This window comes from Micromonospora sp. GCM10011541 (assembly GCF_042650725.1).
GTDB classification, from domain to species: domain Bacteria; phylum Actinomycetota; class Actinomycetes; order Mycobacteriales; family Micromonosporaceae; genus Micromonospora; species Micromonospora sicca.
Genome location: NZ_JBHSBP010000081.1, coordinates 34,349 through 50,421, shown reverse-complemented (window position 1 = coordinate 50,421; position 16,073 = coordinate 34,349). Strand labels below are relative to the sequence as shown.

Annotated in this window: 9 protein-coding genes and 2 pseudogenes; 5 read left to right on the top strand and 6 right to left on the bottom strand. The window is 66.8% G+C overall.

Annotated features, from left to right (window positions below):
- Positions 1-7: 7 nt before the first annotated feature.
- The 3 genes and pseudogenes from ACFOYX_RS29700 to ACFOYX_RS29690 form a co-directional block, all read right to left on the bottom strand.
- Positions 8-361 carry a CATRA system-associated protein gene (locus ACFOYX_RS29700; RefSeq protein WP_322443554.1) on the bottom strand — a complete coding sequence of 118 codons (354 nt, stop codon included), beginning with the start codon at positions 359-361 and terminating at the stop codon, positions 8-10.
- 35 nt (positions 362-396) lie between these two features.
- A complete protein-coding gene (locus tag ACFOYX_RS29695) occupies positions 397-3,369 on the bottom strand; it encodes a CHAT domain-containing protein (RefSeq protein WP_322443555.1) in 2,973 nt (990 codons plus the stop codon).
- Between the two features lie 171 nt (positions 3,370-3,540).
- Positions 3,541-3,834, bottom strand: a pseudogene (locus tag ACFOYX_RS29690) (hypothetical protein); the annotation flags it as partial.
- A 2-nt stretch (positions 3,835-3,836) separates the two neighbouring features.
- Between ACFOYX_RS29690 and ACFOYX_RS29685 the strand changes: the two are divergent.
- Positions 3,837-4,175: pseudogene (locus tag ACFOYX_RS29685) on the top strand (transposase); the annotation flags it as partial.
- Positions 4,176-4,247: 72 nt separating this feature from the next.
- On the opposite strand, the gene ACFOYX_RS29680 reads toward ACFOYX_RS29685, so the two are convergent.
- Positions 4,248-4,709 carry a hypothetical protein gene (locus ACFOYX_RS29680; RefSeq protein ID WP_322443556.1) on the bottom strand — a complete coding sequence of 154 codons (462 nt, stop codon included), beginning with the start codon at positions 4,707-4,709 and terminating at the stop codon, positions 4,248-4,250.
- A gap of 155 nt (positions 4,710-4,864) precedes the next feature.
- Complete coding sequence (locus ACFOYX_RS29675) at positions 4,865-5,194, bottom strand: hypothetical protein (protein ID WP_322443557.1); 330 nt, start codon at positions 5,192-5,194, stop codon at positions 4,865-4,867.
- A gap of 1,086 nt (positions 5,195-6,280) precedes the next feature.
- On the opposite strand from ACFOYX_RS29675, the gene ACFOYX_RS29670 reads away from it, so the two are divergent.
- The 3 genes from ACFOYX_RS29670 to ACFOYX_RS29660 all read left to right on the top strand — a co-directional run bounded on the left by ACFOYX_RS29670 (position 6,281) and on the right by ACFOYX_RS29660 (position 12,005).
- On the top strand, positions 6,281-7,078 hold the full coding sequence (locus ACFOYX_RS29670; protein ID WP_322443559.1) for an aminotransferase class IV: 798 nt from the start codon (positions 6,281-6,283) through the stop codon (positions 7,076-7,078).
- 554 nt (positions 7,079-7,632) lie between these two features.
- The gene (locus ACFOYX_RS29665; RefSeq protein ID WP_322443560.1) at positions 7,633-9,078 is read left to right on the top strand and encodes an AAA family ATPase; all 1,446 of its coding nucleotides are present in this window, start codon (positions 7,633-7,635) and stop codon (positions 9,076-9,078) included.
- Positions 9,075-12,005: a hypothetical protein gene (locus ACFOYX_RS29660; RefSeq protein WP_322443561.1), complete on the top strand. Its 2,931-nt coding sequence runs from the start codon at positions 9,075-9,077 to the stop codon at positions 12,003-12,005. Before ACFOYX_RS29665 ends, ACFOYX_RS29660 begins: the two co-directional genes overlap by 4 nt.
- Before the next feature lie 1,423 nt (positions 12,006-13,428).
- Here the strand turns inward: ACFOYX_RS29660 and ACFOYX_RS29655 are convergent.
- Positions 13,429-14,136 (bottom strand): hypothetical protein, encoded by a 708-nt coding sequence (locus tag ACFOYX_RS29655; RefSeq protein WP_322443562.1) that lies wholly within the window; start codon positions 14,134-14,136, stop codon positions 13,429-13,431.
- A 351-nt stretch (positions 14,137-14,487) separates the two neighbouring features.
- On the opposite strand from ACFOYX_RS29655, the gene ACFOYX_RS29650 reads away from it, so the two are divergent.
- The gene (locus ACFOYX_RS29650) at positions 14,488-15,129 is read left to right on the top strand and encodes a GNAT family N-acetyltransferase (protein ID WP_322475133.1); all 642 of its coding nucleotides are present in this window, start codon (positions 14,488-14,490) and stop codon (positions 15,127-15,129) included.
- Positions 15,130-16,073: the final 944 nt, after the last annotated feature.

Below are 16,073 nucleotides of genomic sequence, written 5' to 3'. Positions count from 1 at the left end.
CTCCTGTTCAACGAGCGTTGGAGACACGCTCACCGTCCGGCCGGTCGTCCGCCGTCACGTCTGTCCGCAGCGCGATGCCGTCGAGGGCGTGCACGAGCCGGTTCTGGCGATCCCGAACCGGCTCGCTCGGCTGGCTCGCCGGTTTTGTCCCGATGCCGCGCAGCCGGACGGGACCGTGCACTTCGAGATCAGCTGTCGCCGCTCGCAGCCCGGCCGGATCACCGGCCGCGAACGCCTCTTCCATGGACCGCAGGATGTCCTCGACACGCTCCCATCGTTCAGGGGCGAGTCGCCAGTCCGCCACGTCTCGCAGGACGTTGAGTGCGTCGGTGACAGTCTCCGGATCCCACCGAGTGTCCATAGTTGCTCACTGTATCCGGCCACGACAGCTGGGGATCATCCGAAGCGGGCGGAATGGTCGGCGCCCAGGTGCAGGTGGGCCGCCCAGGCCGTGGGCCGCTCCGGGTATCTGTCATAAAGCTCCGAGACGGTCGCCTGCAGCGCCCGGGCCGGGGTCGTGTCCCGCATGTGCGCATACGCACGGTCGGCGGCGCGGACCGCAACGGCGTCCGGCATCGGCCAGAACGTCGCTATGACGTCCGAGAATCCGGCCCACTGCAGTGCCGAGGCGAGATGGATGTTCTCGTCGGGGAGGCCAGGGCCGCCTCGAGCGGTCGAGCAGGCAGATAGGTAGGCGAGCGCCCTTGTTCGCGTCGTCGCGTTCCGGAGAGCGAAGAGGTCACGGACGCGCAGTGGGCCGTCGTGCAGCGAGAGATGACTGTCCGACGGGCGGGCCAGATCCGTGGTCGCGTGGCAGGCGAAGTGCGCCCAGTCCGCTTCGGCGAGCAGGTCGAGAACCCGGCGCCGGGTCGCTTCGTCCGCGGCGACCGCGACGGTGGCGTCGCCGAGGTGCCGGGCGACGATGTCGGCCTCCCGTCGCGCCCCTGGCAATGCGAGATCATCGTCGCTCTGCGGGACGGCCACGGTCAGCGGACTGCGCACCAGGCGCGGGGCGCCGGGCTCGAGGCTGCGTAGCGTCGTGGCGTACGAGCTGATCACCTGATGTACGGCGGACCTGGACGTGCCCTCCCCAGCGCGGTGGTGCCCGGCAGCGTGCACGGGGAGGAAGGACAGCGGGCCGGTCGGCATCCACCAGAGCCGCACCGGCACACCAATCTGCGCGCACCGGGCGAGCACAGGTCCGGTTACGGCGTCCCAGAGCCAGGCCAGCGTCTCCAGCAGACCCTCGTCGGTGATCTCAGCCAGGTCCGACGCGTGCCGGGTCACGTCACCCACGGTGAGACCCGGCAGCGGAACGAGGCAGGTGGTGGCCGTGGACGTCAGGACCAACGCGTCACACCGCTGCGGGGCAACGTTGACGATCACCACCGTCCGGTCACCGAGCCCCGCGCGCAGCGCCGCCACCCGCGGCGCACGCAGGAAATCACTCAGCTGGTCAGTAGCGCGGATCTCAGCGAGGACGGCGTCGCGCTCTAGCACGATGCTTTGCCGGCTCCAGGCAGTGGCGGAGCCTTCACGCTCGCCCGATTCCAGCAGCCTGTGTAGCGCGTCGAGACGATCCGCCAGTTCGGGCACGCGCCGGCGCACGTGGTCGGTGCCGGCTGTGGCACCCAGCGCTTGGGCGACCATGACGCCGCGGCCGCGTTCCAGCACCTCGACCGCGGTGTCCAGGTCCCCCAGCTCAATCGCGCAGGCAGCTGCGGTCGTGGCGAGGGCCGGGAACCGCCCGAGCAGGCGTTCTTGGTCGTCCCGGCGCAGGCCGAGCCAGGCGACCAGGTCCAGCAGGTCGATCGCCCGGGTAAACCCGTCAAGTGCCTCGCGGCTGTCGCCCGCACGTAACCGCAGGTGCCCGAGGGCCTGCGCGGCGAGGGCACGCGACTGGGCTGGCGCCGCTCGGGTGGAAACCAGCCGTTCGTACGCGCGGGCGGCTTCCTCCTGTGCGTCGCGTTCTCCGGTGCGCTGGTGCCCCAGTTCGTGGGCCCGGCCGAGGTTCAGCAGCGCCTCAGCGAGCTCCGGGTCCTCGGGTCCCGCCGCGCCAACCGCCTCGCTCAGCACGGCGATCGCACGGGACAGCCCAGCCGCCGCAGGTGTCAACGTCGCCGCGCTGAGCAGCACCGAACCCAGGTTCGCGAGGTGCATGAGGCGCTCCGGACGACCCAGCACGGTCGTGCCAGCGGCGGTTCTCAGCAGCTCGGCCGCCTCGTCCAACACGTCCGGGTCTGCCGTGCTGACTCCCCTGCGGTGCAGCGCGTTGGCAAGATCCGCCTGATGACGAGAATGCTCCGGATCGTCGGGTGCGGACTGCGCGACCACGTCCCGCAGCAGCCGCACAGACTCATCGAGCGCTGCAGTGTCCGCGAGCGCGTCGTAGCGGTTCCGCAGGGCGATCGCCAGATTTCCCCGGTACGCCGGAACGTCCGGATGGTCGTCGGGGAGCAGCCAGGCCGCCTCCCGCCGGGCCCCGATTGCCTCGTCGAGCGCGGCCACGTCGCCTGTCCGGGTGAACAACACCCGGCAGGCGGTGGCAAACCAGCTGAGCCAGAGCGGCCTGTCCGGGTCGTTCGACGGCACGTCCCGCAGGCAGGAGTGCAGCCGGTGGACCGCCTCGAGCAGCGGCTTCTGATCGCCGGTCACCTGCGCCAGGGCGGTGAGCACACGGCCGAGCGCTGCGAGGCAGCCCGGCACGGCCGGGTGGTCGGGCGGCACGAGTGCGACGGCTGCCCGCGCCGCTTCGAGCGCCTCGGTGAGGTGCTTTCGCCCGCCGGTGTGGTCCCATGCGTACATCAGAGTGTTGGCCAGATTGCTGAGGATCTGTGCTGCGGCGTCCGGCCTGCCTGGGACGGCGTCGGCAGCGGCGCGATGCGCCGCAACAGCGCCCGGCAGCAGGTCTAGCCGGCTCGTGTGTTCCATCGTGCGCAGCAGGCCGAGGCCCAGGTTGGCCTGGGCCTCGAAATAGCCGGGCGCATCCGCGCCGAGGTCGCCGGCGGCCGATCGCAGCAGCTGCAGCGCCTCCTCGAGCACGCCGCGGCGTCCCATCCGTTCGCTCACCCGAAGCAGGCACATTCCGAGATGGGAGCGCCATATGGGGGGAGCCGAACCGGCCGCGCGGTCGAGCGCCTTCCGGTACGCGTGCTCGGCCGCCCGCATCGGCGCCGGATCGCCGGTCGCCTCGAAGAGCCAGTACCACGCCGTCCCCACCGTGGCGACGTGGGCGGGGGGAGCGGCGCCGAGATCGACTAGGGCGGCCAGCGCATGTACGGCCCGGCGGAGGCCGTCCACGTCGCCTTCCTGACGGGCTTGCTGGACCAGCTGACGAGTCAGCACATACGAGGCTTCGGAATCCCTCACGGTTCATGTCTCGAAATAGACGAAGGCCGCCCGAGCGCCGGCTGATCCCCGAACTTGTGCCCGAACCTCCGACTCAGCCCGCCCGCGGCCACCAAGGTGGAGTCATTCACCCGTACCTCGGGCAGGCGCAGAGTCGCTCGTTGCCCCAAGGCAGAGGGCCGCCTCCAAAGATCACCCGCAGAGCCGACGCGATCCACAGTCGTAGATTACGGTGTGCACTCCCAACTTCGGGAGTGTGGATCTAACGGCACCTCTTTGCTGCCGGCAGGTTGACAAGAGAGGTGCCGTTAGCGAGACAGCCCCGGGCCGATCGGGCAGGCCGAAGATGGCTTCCTGGGCCGCACGGGCGAGGGTGGCCTGGGTGGAGGCGGGTAGGCCGAGCCTGTTCCAGTGGAAGATCACGTGCAAGGCGATTACTGCCCGCAGGCCACGTGTTAGGGCGCCCGTGTCCCTTTGGCGGTGTAGGGCTGGTGACCCGTCTCGGAGTGGGCCGCCCCCGCACCTGCCCCGACCTGGTCCTGGCCGACAAGGCCTACACCAGCCGCGGTAACCGTGCCTACCTGCGCAAGCGTGGCATCAAGGCGTGCATCCCCAGCAAGAAGGACCAGGACGCCCACCGCAAAGCCAAGGGCAGCCGCGGTGGACGCCCGCCGACGTTCGACCGAGATCTCTACCGGATGCGACATGCCGTCGAGAACGGCATCAACAGGCTCAAGCGCCACGGCGGCGTGGCCACCCGCTACGACAAGTTGGCCGTCAGGTTCCAGGCCATCCTGAGCATCACCATCATCTGCGAATGGCTCTGACCGGGCTTATGAAACACGCCTTAGTTGCCCGGGCACGGCCAGGGATAGATGGTGGCTCCCGCCATCGCGGCCTCAAACGACTGTAAGCCCGCCATCCTCGTACGCGCTGCGCGCGGGAGGTGGAGCCTCCAACAGCTCAACCCAAGACTGCTCACCCAACCCGATCTCGATCCGAAGCCGGATAGGGGTGTCGTGGTAGTCCTTCCGCCACGCGGCATCGCCACCCGAATACCAGCTCGGTGCTGTCGACCGCTCGAGGGTGAACAGCCACGAGTCCGTCACAGCCCGGCCTTCCTGCGTGGCGGTCCGCCCTCCCCGGTCCGCACCGTCGGTTCCGGGACGCAGCCGGAACGGTCCCCACACCTGCCGCTGCCATTCCTCCTCTGAGTAGCCGCGGTGGGTGCCGGGGAAGACGCGGCCTTTATCGTTGCGGACCTCCACGCGAATCCACTCGTACCGCTCCACCTCGCGCGGCCCGAGCAGCTTCACGCTCAACAGTCCCGTGTCGGGGCTGAACCGCAGATCGGCGGTCACGTCCAAGACGGGCCGCATCTCCCGGTGCCGACGCCGTGCCTCAGCGTGGGCTTGGTCCCTTCGAGTGCCGGCGGAGGTGCGCCACGCCAACGTGGCGACGGCCGCCCCCACGGCAGCGAACGGCACCCCCACCAGGGCGGCAACGTCTGCGGCGTTCACTTTTCGCCCGTCCACTGCTTGGCGGACGGCCGAGACAGCGCCACACCAATCCCAACAGCGAGCGGCACCACCAGCAGTGCCACAGTCGGGTTAGACAGCGACACCAAGCCCAGCAGAATCGCTAGCAGATATCCGAGCAGCACGGCCGGACCCCAACGGCGTTGCAGACCGAGGGCGGCCACGAGACATGCGGCACCGACCGTTCCGAGAAACAGAACCGCAGCCAACCGGTCCGAGCCGGCGGCGGCGTTGAGGGCTGCGCCCACCACCATCGTCGCGCCGACGATCCAGTACAGGCCGACGGGGATGAGGACGCTGTTGGGCATCGGCCCGTGGTATCGAGCACTATTCACGGGCGCATGGTCGCCGACGACGCCACCACGAACACGGGTCGTGTCAGGTAGGCGACAACACTTCGTGATCGTTCTCCCGCGTCAAGGCCCCTTGACCTGCTTAGACCGTGAAGATGGCTGATCAGCGCCGCAGATCGGCCTCGCCGACCGCCAGGAGCCACTCGATCAGCAACTCCAGAGCGCCCTGACCGACGGCGAGCAGAGCGCGGAGGGGCTTCTTCGGGGACGCCGAAGAGGTCACCAGCCTGAAGGGGCTGGTCAGGGCGCTGCCCGTGGGATCGGTGTCTTAGATGACGGAACCGCCGCGGACTCCAGCACGCCCACCCGTAACGCTGCACACCGATTTGCAGCACATCCACAGACGTGGCCTTAAGCGAACTGAAACGCCGGTCGGCGCCAGCCATCCCAAAGCAGCAACCTGTGACCACTTCGACCTCTACTGGGAGGTCATGCCGCACCGCTCGACCGCATCGCCACAGGTCAAAGCGCTCGTCTCTGTCCGGCGCCGGTGAGCACTTCGGGCGCGGTGACCTCTTCGCCAACCTGCCCCCAATCTGCTCCCAGTTGCAAGGCAAGGTCAACCATCGGCTCCTTACTGCCGTGACCTGCGCACACTCCCCCAGCAGGCAACATAGAGACTTGTCGACCGCTGTGCAGAACCGCGGAGCGCTCCGCGGTGAAACAGGACGCCCCACCGACTCTGACCTGCGGCAACGTGGAGCCGCCGGCAGGGGTGGGTGCAGTTGAGCGCCGTTCGATGCCGTTGGACGCAGTTCAAGGCCGTTCAGGGCACCCCGCTGCTCCCAACCTGCTCCCCCAACCCGGCTCGCACCGGCTCGCCGACCGCCGGCCGTCGACCGCTCGTAAGCTGCCGGCCCAGTGCTTTGGCTGGCACCAGCGCTGGCCCCCAACAGCCGCATCGGTTGATCGGGAAGTACGCTCACGATCGCCGCGCATTGTCAGCGGCAGATGTGGATACTTGATCAGCGTGAGCGCCGGGCGCCGGATGCGCCGCTCCGCCGTCGGCGTGGCGAGAGCATCGGCTGGCAGTATGGCCCGGTGACGCATGTGGAGATCAACGGCGGCCCGGCGGATGTCGGTGCGGTGTATCGGGCAGCAACCTGGAACTACGGCCATTTCACGTCTATGCAGGTACGTCGCCGTGCAGTGGCCGGCCTGGCCCTTCATCTTCGCCGCCTGCGCGGGGGTTCGGCCGCGCTCTTTCCCGATGCCACGTCGCCCTCGGACGACGAGATCAGGGCGTTCATCGACCACGCGCTGCGGAATGAGCAGGACGCCTCCGTGCGGGTCACTGTTCTTCCGAGTCTGACGAACGGTGCCAGTACGGACGTCATGGTGTCCGTTTCCGAGCCGGCCCGGGAGGCTCCACGCCCACCGCTGCGGGTTCGAACCATTCGGTACGAGCGGGAGTTGCCCCATCTCAAGCACATGGCGACGATGGGTCTGACCTATCACTACCTGCAGGCTCGCCGCGCCGGATTCGACGACGTGCTTTTCGCCGGGCAGGACGGCTTCCTGCGTGAGGGCTCGGTGTGGAATATCGCCTTCTGGGACGGCGACCGGGCCATCTGGCCTGAAGCCCCGATGCTGGCCGGCATCACCATGCAGGTGCTTCGGCTGGGCATGCGAAGGCTTGGCATTCCTGACGAGACGCGGCGCTTGACGCGGGAATCACTGAACGGCATGAGAGCCGCCGCCGCAACCAACTCGCACTGCCCAGCGCAGCCGATCGCCGCCGTGGACGAGACAGCCTTCCCCGGCGACGAAGCACTTGCCACCCTGCTGCAGCGCGCCTGGCAGGAGGCTCTCTGGGAGCCGGTCCGCACAGCTCATTAGGAGCCGTTGTCCCAGGTGTGGAGACGCGCCGTCATCGACATGAGCGGACGCTGCCCTACCGCCTCCGAGGGACAACCCTGACGGCTTCGAGCCCGCCGAAGCGGTCTCCCAGCAAGGAGCCCTGGTCAGGACGTTGCCCGTGGGATCGATGTCCCAGATGACGGACCCTCAGCGGACCTCAGCCCGCCGACCCGCAACGCTCTACATCGATTTGCAGCGCACCTGCAGAAGCGGCGTTAGCCGCCGTCGGCGCCGGCCGGCGCCAGCCATCCTGGGAGCAGCCCTACATGACCACTTCGCCCTTTACTGGGAGGTCACACCGCACCGCTTGACCGCCTCACCGCAGGTCAAAGCCATCGTTCCTGTCTGGTGTCGGTGAGCACTTCGGGCGCGGGGACCTCGTCGCAGATGGGCCGGTCATCGCCGAGAGTGCGTGGGCGACATCGTGGAGGTCGGGTTTGATGTAGTGGTGGCAACGGCTTGGCGCAGCAGGCCCGCCCGCGCGGCAGATACACTCCGTGCTTGGCCGTTCTGTCCGTGCGGAGGGGTGGTTGATGACGACCTCGAAGGTCGCTCTGCACGGCGGCGGAGCTTCCAAGGTCAGTGGGATCTACGAAGATCACTGGACCATGTACGTGTTGATCGACCTGCTGATTGGCCTGGCCGAGTCGATCACGCTGGAGCCGCCGGGCACGGCCGGAGTCGGCTTCGAGTTCTTCGTCGACCGGGCAGGCACGCGCGAGTGGCACCAGGTGAAGTACCAAAACTCTCAACTGGGCAAGTGGACTCTGGCCGCGCTACAGGGCGAGGACGTGCTCAAAAACTTCCGCAGCAAGCTCGCAGGCGACGAGCGCTCCACCTGCGTCTTCGTGTCGGCGCACGCCGCGCACCCGCTGGGCAAGCTATGTGACCACGCCACTGAGAGCACCTCGCTCGCGTACTTCATCGCGCACTTCCTGTCGAGCAAGGAGCTGACGGACGCGTTCAACGACCTGCAGCACAAGCACTGGAACGTCACCGACCAGGAAGCGTGGACCTGGCTTCGCAGCCGCATCAGGACGCGAACCCTCGACGCCTGGACCCTGGAGGAGCGGCTACGCGAGCGCGCCGGCGCCTTCCTCCACGGCGACCCGAAAGACGCGGTGGCCGCTCTCCTCGGCGTTGTCCGCGGAGCTCTGTACCGGCCGCTTGACCGGGATGAGCTGATCCGGCGCCTGGCTGAGGACGGCACCACCCTGCGCGGGACGGGCGCCTCGGCCACTGAGGTACACGCGGCAACGGAGCGCTTTCGCACCGGGGTTGAGGAGAGTCTTGTCAACGCCTCGTTCCTTGCTCGCGAGGAGGTCCCACGAATAACCCGGTGTTTGAGATCCTCCCATTCTGCGCTGGTCACCGGCGGGAAGGGCTGTGGCAAGAGCGCTGTGCTTGCTGGGGTCGTGCGCGAGCTCCTGCTCTCTGACGTCGAGGTCCTCACCATCGACGTGACCCGGCTTGTGCGCGAAACGTCCAGCGCCGAGGTCGGGCGGACCTTGGGGTTGGCGACTCCTCCGGCGGCGGCGCTCGCCGCGGTGGCACGGAACAAGCCGGCTGTCCTGGCGATCGACTCATTGGACTCCGTCGGCGTCAATCGCGACAAGCCAATCGAACTGTTCCGCGCGGTGAGCGAGGTGATGCGCGAGGCCACCGCGTATCCCAATATGGCCGTCCTGGTTTCGTGCCGCACCGAGGATCTGGACACCGACACCAGGCTCCGCAGCCTGGTGCGGGAGCCTGATCCCGCCGCCCAGTTCGACGTAGCCCTTCTGTCGCGGGAACAGGCTGCGGGCGCGCTCGTCACCGCTGGACACGACCTGTCGAAGTTCGACGAGGATCAGATCACCATCCTGCGCAATCCGGGGAACCTTCGGATCCTTACCAAGGTGCCTCCAGCGGAGCTCTTTGACTTCGCCACCGAGCAGGAGCTCATCAACGGATACCTCGATTGGGCGGTGCGAACGTGACCGTCAAGTGGACCGCGTTGAAGCTGATTGCGGAGCGGGCCAAAGAGACCGGGGCTCGCGGGGTAGACGTGCGGGAAATCGAGGCGTTGTCGGCAGTCGTGGAGGATCTCGTACGGGACGGGGTGCTGATCCAGGACCGGCGGGAGATTAGGTTCTCGCACGAGGCATTGTTCGATCAGGTCATCGCGCGGTCGTGGGCCGAGTCAGATCTGCCGCTGGTGTCGGTACTTTTGGCTACCGACCAGGACCTCTCACACCGCTCGCTTGTGCGGCAGGTGCTCACGTACCAGCGGGGCACGGACCATGCGGCGTACGAGCGTTCTATCAGCGGCATCCTCGGCAGCCCGGACATCCGATATCACCTCAAGGACGTCGCGCTGTCAGTACTGGCGTCAGACCAGGCGCCGTCGCAGGCGCTCTGGGAGATTGTCAGCGCCGATCCAGTCGTGGAGGTACTCACGACGCCTGCCTGGTTCGCATATGCAGAATCCACTGGAGCGGTGTTGCGATGGGCCGTCGGTGGCCAGCCCGACCTAGCGGCGACCATGCTCGACGCTGCCCTCGACTGGGACAGCGACCGGGTCGCAGAAATCCTGACTGCCCTCCTCCCCATGCATGCATGGCGAGACAAGCTGCGCCTGCTCATCGACCGGGGACCCACAGGTTCATCGCCGACCTTCTGCCGACTCGTCGCGGCGGCGCTGACCCGTGGCCTGTTCGACGATGACGGCGTGATGGTGGACGGCTTGTTCCTCTACTCCCTGACCGAAGGCGAGGGCAACGCCGAGGGAAGGCTCGCAGTGCTGGACGCATTCGTCGCTCGATGGCTTCTGCTCTCCCACGAACGCGGGTCAACACTCGAAGCCGTCACCGGCCGCCACCATGCGATCGTGGGGTTTCTTCGTGCGATGGCATCACGCGAACCCGCCGCGTTCGTGTCGGTCGTTCTTCCCCACGTGACGGCATACCTGGCGTCGGCCGAAATCTCCTGGCCGCCTCTCGTTGCGAACAAGGTCGAGGACCCAGCGCACGCGCTGCTTGGTGCCCTCACCGACGCCCTGACAACTCTCGACTTCCTGCCGTTTGAGGCCGGCCTACTCTCGTTGCCAGACTCCGCGATCGCCCGCTTCCTGCTTTACCGAGCCTGGGCCGGCAACGCGGACCGGTACGCGGGCCGGGCCCTCGAGTTCCTCGTGGCCGACCCAACTCGTTACCGCTGCGGATATCTCGACAGCCAATATTGGGTCACGCGTGATCTAATCGCGGCGATCCATCCTCACCTGGCGCCCGCGCAGAGGCTCGCCCTCGAGCAATCGATCCTCGGCTTCTACCCCGACTGGGAACGGACGGCACGCGGACGTGCAGCCCAAGGATCAGCCCAGTTCGTTCTGCTCGACGGCCTGAACGCAACCCTCATGTCGCCGGACACCCTCCGGCGTCGCTCCGAACTCCAGCGGAAGTTCGGCGATCGGCCCTCGCCTCCGCAGGGCGTCGAGTTCGGCTTCGTTCCGTCGCCGATCGCGCCGGCCTCCGCTGCACGGATGACTAACGATCAGTGGCTCGGCGCCATGCGGCGGTACCACTCTGACGATAGGGAAGGGTGGCTAAAAGGTGGCCCTCACGAGCTGTCCACCGTGTTGCAGGAGGAGGCACGAAAAGATCCCGGTCGCTTCCTCAACCTGGTGCGCGAGATGCCAGGCGACGTGCACGAGGCGTATCCGTCCGCGATCCTGATCGGCGCCGGTGACTCCGTGAGCGCTACCGAGGCCGAAGCCTTGTACTCGGCGCTGCGACGACTCCACGAGCTACCCAGTCGCCCAGGCGGTCGCTGGATCGGAAAGCCGCTCGCTCGCTTGGCCGACCTGGAAATCCCGGACGACGTGCTGGAGATGGTGCGTTGGTATGCCACCGAGGACGCTGACCCTGAGGAGGACTCGTGGCTGTCCCGGGACAAGCACGGCGCTCCCTATGACGGAGACCCACTCACGGCCGGCATCAACAGCGTCCGAGGCGCTGCGGCTGAGACAATCAGTGCTCTTCTCTGGCCTCGTCCCGAACGCTTGCCGTTCTTCGCGGACACACTGCGAAGCATATCTAGCGATCGGCTCGGAGCTGTACGAGCGTGCGCCGCCATCGCGGTACTCACCGTGGCGAAACACGACGAGAACTTCGCACGGGCGCTCCTGGGCGTGCTCGTGCGAGGCGCTCACCCTAGTGTGCTGGCCACGCCGTACGTCGAGCAGTGCATCGCGAGGTTCAAGGCGCAGCCGGGGCCACGCCTGTGGTCCTTGGTGCGCCGGATGTCCCAGTCGCGGGTCCCGGGCGCTCGCGAGGCGGGGGGTCGCCTTGCCGCCCAGATGGCCTTGGAGTCGGGATCGGCGGCTCTACTGAACGGAACGGTCAGGCGCTGGCCAGAGTCACGGAAAGGCGTGGCGCAAGTCGCCGCAGCTCTTCTTGAGTCGGATGACCTTCGCGTACGAGGACGGTGCGCGGAGTGGTTGGGCCAGCTCTTCCACGACGAGGACCCGACGGTGCGTCATGCAGCTGCTGAATGGGTCCATTCCTTCACCGAGGCAGACCCAGCCAGCCGAACCCTCCTGGCGGCGTTCCTGGCGAGCCCTGCCTACCTCGACGACCCGTGGCCCCTTCTCAAGGCCTTGGACGATTCAGACCACATCGGGTCAGCTGTCGTCATCGACGCGATCCGCCTTCTGATGACCCACGAGCCGCGCCCCGGTCCTCGCCGAGTCACACGCCATGCCCACCAGGGACTTGTATCCGACATGGCAATTCGCGCCTACGCCTCCGCCAATACTCCCAGCGTGCGTACGGCGGCCTTGGATTTGATCGACGACCTGTTGTCCCAGCGAGACCCTCACATCCGCCGCCTGCTGACCCGCCACGAGGCGGCTCCCGGCCTCAGTTGACCTGCCGAAGCCAAAATGTTCAGCACATAGAGAACCTGGGAGCTCGCATGAACCGGTGGACCGCTTCGACGCTGCTGTCCGATTGCACTGGTGCCCTCAGCCTCTGGGGTTGACCCGAAGACGCGAAGGGCTGTGGTGATGTGGTGCCAGAGGCTGGAGTGAGGTCCGGAGATGCCGACGCGTGTCGATCATCGCAGTCAGTCACCGGCCTACGTGCTCTACGTATCCGCCAACATCGGCATGAGCGAAGGTGACCCTTCGAACAAGCGGAACGCACCCGTGTTGACACGTTCGGACGCGCCGAAGAGGTCTCCAGCCTGAAGGGCTAGGTCAGAGCACTGCACGTGGGATCGGTGTCTCGAATGACGGAACAGCGGCGGACTCCAGCAAGCTCACCCGCAACGCTCCACATCGATCTGCAGCACGCCCACCGACGCGACCTTAGGCGAACCGGGACGCCGGCCGACGCCAGCCATGCCGGGAACAACAACGCCTGACCACTTCGACCTCTACTGGGAGGTCACACCGCACCGCTCGACCACATCACCGCAGGTCAAAGCTCTCGTCCCTATCCGGCGGCGGTGAACACTTCGGGCGCGGTGACCCCTTCGCCAACCTGCGCCCAATCTGCTCCCACTTTCAAGGCCAGGCCCAGCCAACGGATCCTTACCGCCTTGACCTGCGCCCACTCCCCTATCAGGCAGCATAGAGCGCCGTCGACTGCTGCCCAGAACCGGGGAGCACTCCGCGGGAACCAGAACGCCGCACAGACTTGACCTGCGGCAACGTAGAGCCGCAGGCAAAGGTGCGTGCAGCTGAGCGCCGTTCAATGCTGTTGGACGCAGTTCAAGGCCGTTCAAGGCACCCCGCTGCTCCCAAGCTGCTCCCCGAACCACGCTCGCACCGGGCCGCCGACCGCCGACCTATCGTGAGCTGCTGGCCCAGTGCCTTGGCTGGCACCAGCACTGGCCCTGCAGCCGCGTCGGTCGATCGGGGAGCACGCTCACGAACTCCGCGCCTTGTAAGCGCCAGATGAGAGCAGCGGACGGATGCGTAGCGTTGTCATGAAGGTCAGCGGCTGCTGCGGTGCGCTTGCCTGCCGGTTGGTTGACGGTCCAGTCCGACCGGCGAGCGGGCCAGCGCCGATCTGGACCCGTCGGCAGCGATGAGCGATGCGATAGCCCCGTGACTCCAATCCGCACTAATCTGCCGCCGTCCGTACGCGCCCTGACCATCGCCGTCCGTTACACGGGTGGCGGGTGCTCCGGGCGGCCGGGCCTGCCGAGAAATGCAAGTGTCGCCGTGATTGCTCTCAACCGGCTATTACGTAGCAGCGGTCACCCACGCAGGGCTTGGAGGTCGACCAGCAGGTACGACAGCAGCCCCATCCTCGGGTCGGAGGATGGGGCCGCTCCTTGTGCCATCAGTCCTCGAACGCTCCGGGTGACGCGTAGGCGACGCAGGACGAAGGCTTGCCGGTGATCAAGAGGTCCATCTCAGCAACGGCCTTGCCCGAGGGCGGAACCAGGTCGGGGAACGTGAAGCCGCCGCCGACGATCCTCTTCTCGGTGCTGTAGCAGACGACACCTACCCGAGGGCTCTTGAGGGGCTCGGTCTTCGGGTTGGTCACCTCGACCTTGGCCTCGAATCCTTCGCCGTATTCGGACTTGACCAGCTTAACCGGCCCGGTCTTGACCTCTGGGAAAGGCTCGGAGGAGAAGCTGCCCTTGTCCTCGACGAGCAGCGTCGCGTCGACCTTAGCGGCCTTTTTGCCCTTCGGCAGCTCCGCCTGTGTCTGGACCAGGAGCTTTTGTCCGGCACCAGAGAAGTACTCGACCTGCGACTCGCTGGCGAGCAGCTCGTCGTTGGCGTCCTTGATGTTGAACTGGACCGTTACCGTTTGCCCGACCTTGTCAGAGGTGTTCTGAACGATAGCGATGAGCGCCACGTAGATGTCGCTCTGGCCGAAGCCGGTTTCCATGAGCGAGCCAGCGGGCTTCTCCACGGTCGCCTCGGCGGTGTTGCTCGCCGCACCCGTGGAAGTGCCCTGCTCGACCTTGTCGGCCTCACCGCACGCGGCTAGGGACAGCATGGAACAGGCGACGAGGGTCGCGATGCGCAGGTTAGTCAAACTCGGTCCCCGATCAGGAGGTTGTTAGGCACGGAGAAGGTAGCGCACCTTACCGACACGTAGATCATCTGATCGGGCTGCGCTTGCGGCACCAACTACGTGTCCTCGTGATGCGTTCGGTGTAGTGACTTACTAAGCCGAGCTGCCGTTTGCGCGCTGTTACACCTCGCCGCAGTTAGCGTCCGCGACCTCCCAAAGAGACACACCTGCCCGACCTCCTCAACCCCCGTGTTGGAAACGGCACCCAGACCGATCGAGTCGAAGGTGAAAGCCGCCGGTCGGCGCTGGCGGACAGCCCACCGTCATCACCCCGGCGGTGCTGTGGCTGATCGACGAGCTGTGGTTAACGGCGTGGCCGCGCCGGACGACAGCTCCGGCCGGAGCCCCGGACGGCCTCGCCAGTTGCCTCCGCAGTCCCCCGGCGGCATGTTCGATCGATACCCGACGCACCAGCGGTTGCAGTGGCGGCAGAACGGTTTGGGTACGTCGGGCGCTGGCGGCGATGCGAGGATGGCAGCCGTGCTGACCATTGACTCATTGACCCAACTTGACCACGACGAGTGGGAAGGGCTGACCCGGAGCTTCCACGCCCACTGGGCCGGCCGGCCGGGTCGGCCCGCGACTGAGGTTGACGACGACGGCTACGAACGCACCTGGCAGCGGCTGGTCAACGAAGAGGAGGTCCGTGGCATCTGTGCACGGCTCGACGGCAAGATGGTTGGCATCGCGCATTACCTGTTCCACGCCAGCGTCTGGGGTACCGGGAGATGCTACCTGGCAGAACTGTTCGTAGACCCGCAGGCACGACGCCGAGGTATCGCCACGGCAATGATCGAGCGGGTGGCCAAGGATGGCGTTGAGCATGGTGCCCCGCGCCTGTACTGGAACACCGAGATCGACGCCGACGCTCGCGCTCTGTACGACAAGCTCGCCGTCTACAGGGGCTATATCGTGTACAACTACTCGTGGCCTGCCACCACCGCCGTAACGTAAAACAGACCACCCACCCGTTACGCAGACACCTCTGCTCAGCAAGTCCAGGATGCCCGCATAGGCATCATGTGCGTTCCATTGAAGCGTGGCTCGTGCCCACAGCATCGGGTAGTGCTGGGAACGGCGCGCCCTGGCAGCGATCCGTGACCCCTTCGGGTTCGCCGAAGAGCTCACCAACCAGAAAGCGCTGATCAGGGCGTTGCCCGTGGGATCGGTGTCTCAGATGACGGACCCGCAGTGAACTCCAGCATGCCCACCCGCAACGCTCCACATCGATCTGCAGCACACCCACCGACGTGGCCTTAGGCGAACCGAGACGCCGGCTGGCACCAGCCATCCCGGGAGCAGCAACGCCTGACCACTTCGACCTCTACTGGGAGGTCACACCGCACCGCCCGACCGCATCGCCACAGGTCAAAGCCCTCGTCTCTGTCCGGCGCCGATGAGCACTTCGGCAGGGAGACCACTTCGCCAACCTGCACCCAATCTGCGCCCAGTTGCAAGGCCGGGCCAACCAACGGCTCCTTACCGCCTTGACCTGCGCACACCGCCCCGCCAGCACACATGGATGATCGTCGACTGCTGCGCAGAACAGCAGAGCACTCCGCGGGAAACAGGACGCCACACCGACTCTGACCTGCGGAAACGTGAAGCCGCAGGCAGGGGTGGGTGCAGTTGAGAGCCGTTCGATGCCGTTGGACGCAGTTGAGGGCCGTTCAGGGCACCCTGCTGCTCCCGACCTGCTCCCCCGAACCGGGCTTGCACCGAGCCGCCGACCGCCGACGGATCGTGAGCTGCCGGCCCCAGCGCCTCGACTGGCACCAGCACTGGCTCCCGACAAAAAATCACTTCCCGACATCAGACCTATGGTGTATCCGATCCAGGATCTGTCGCCGTGCACGGTTCCAACGCAGGGCGACCGGCCTCCGAATCGACGTCCGCGA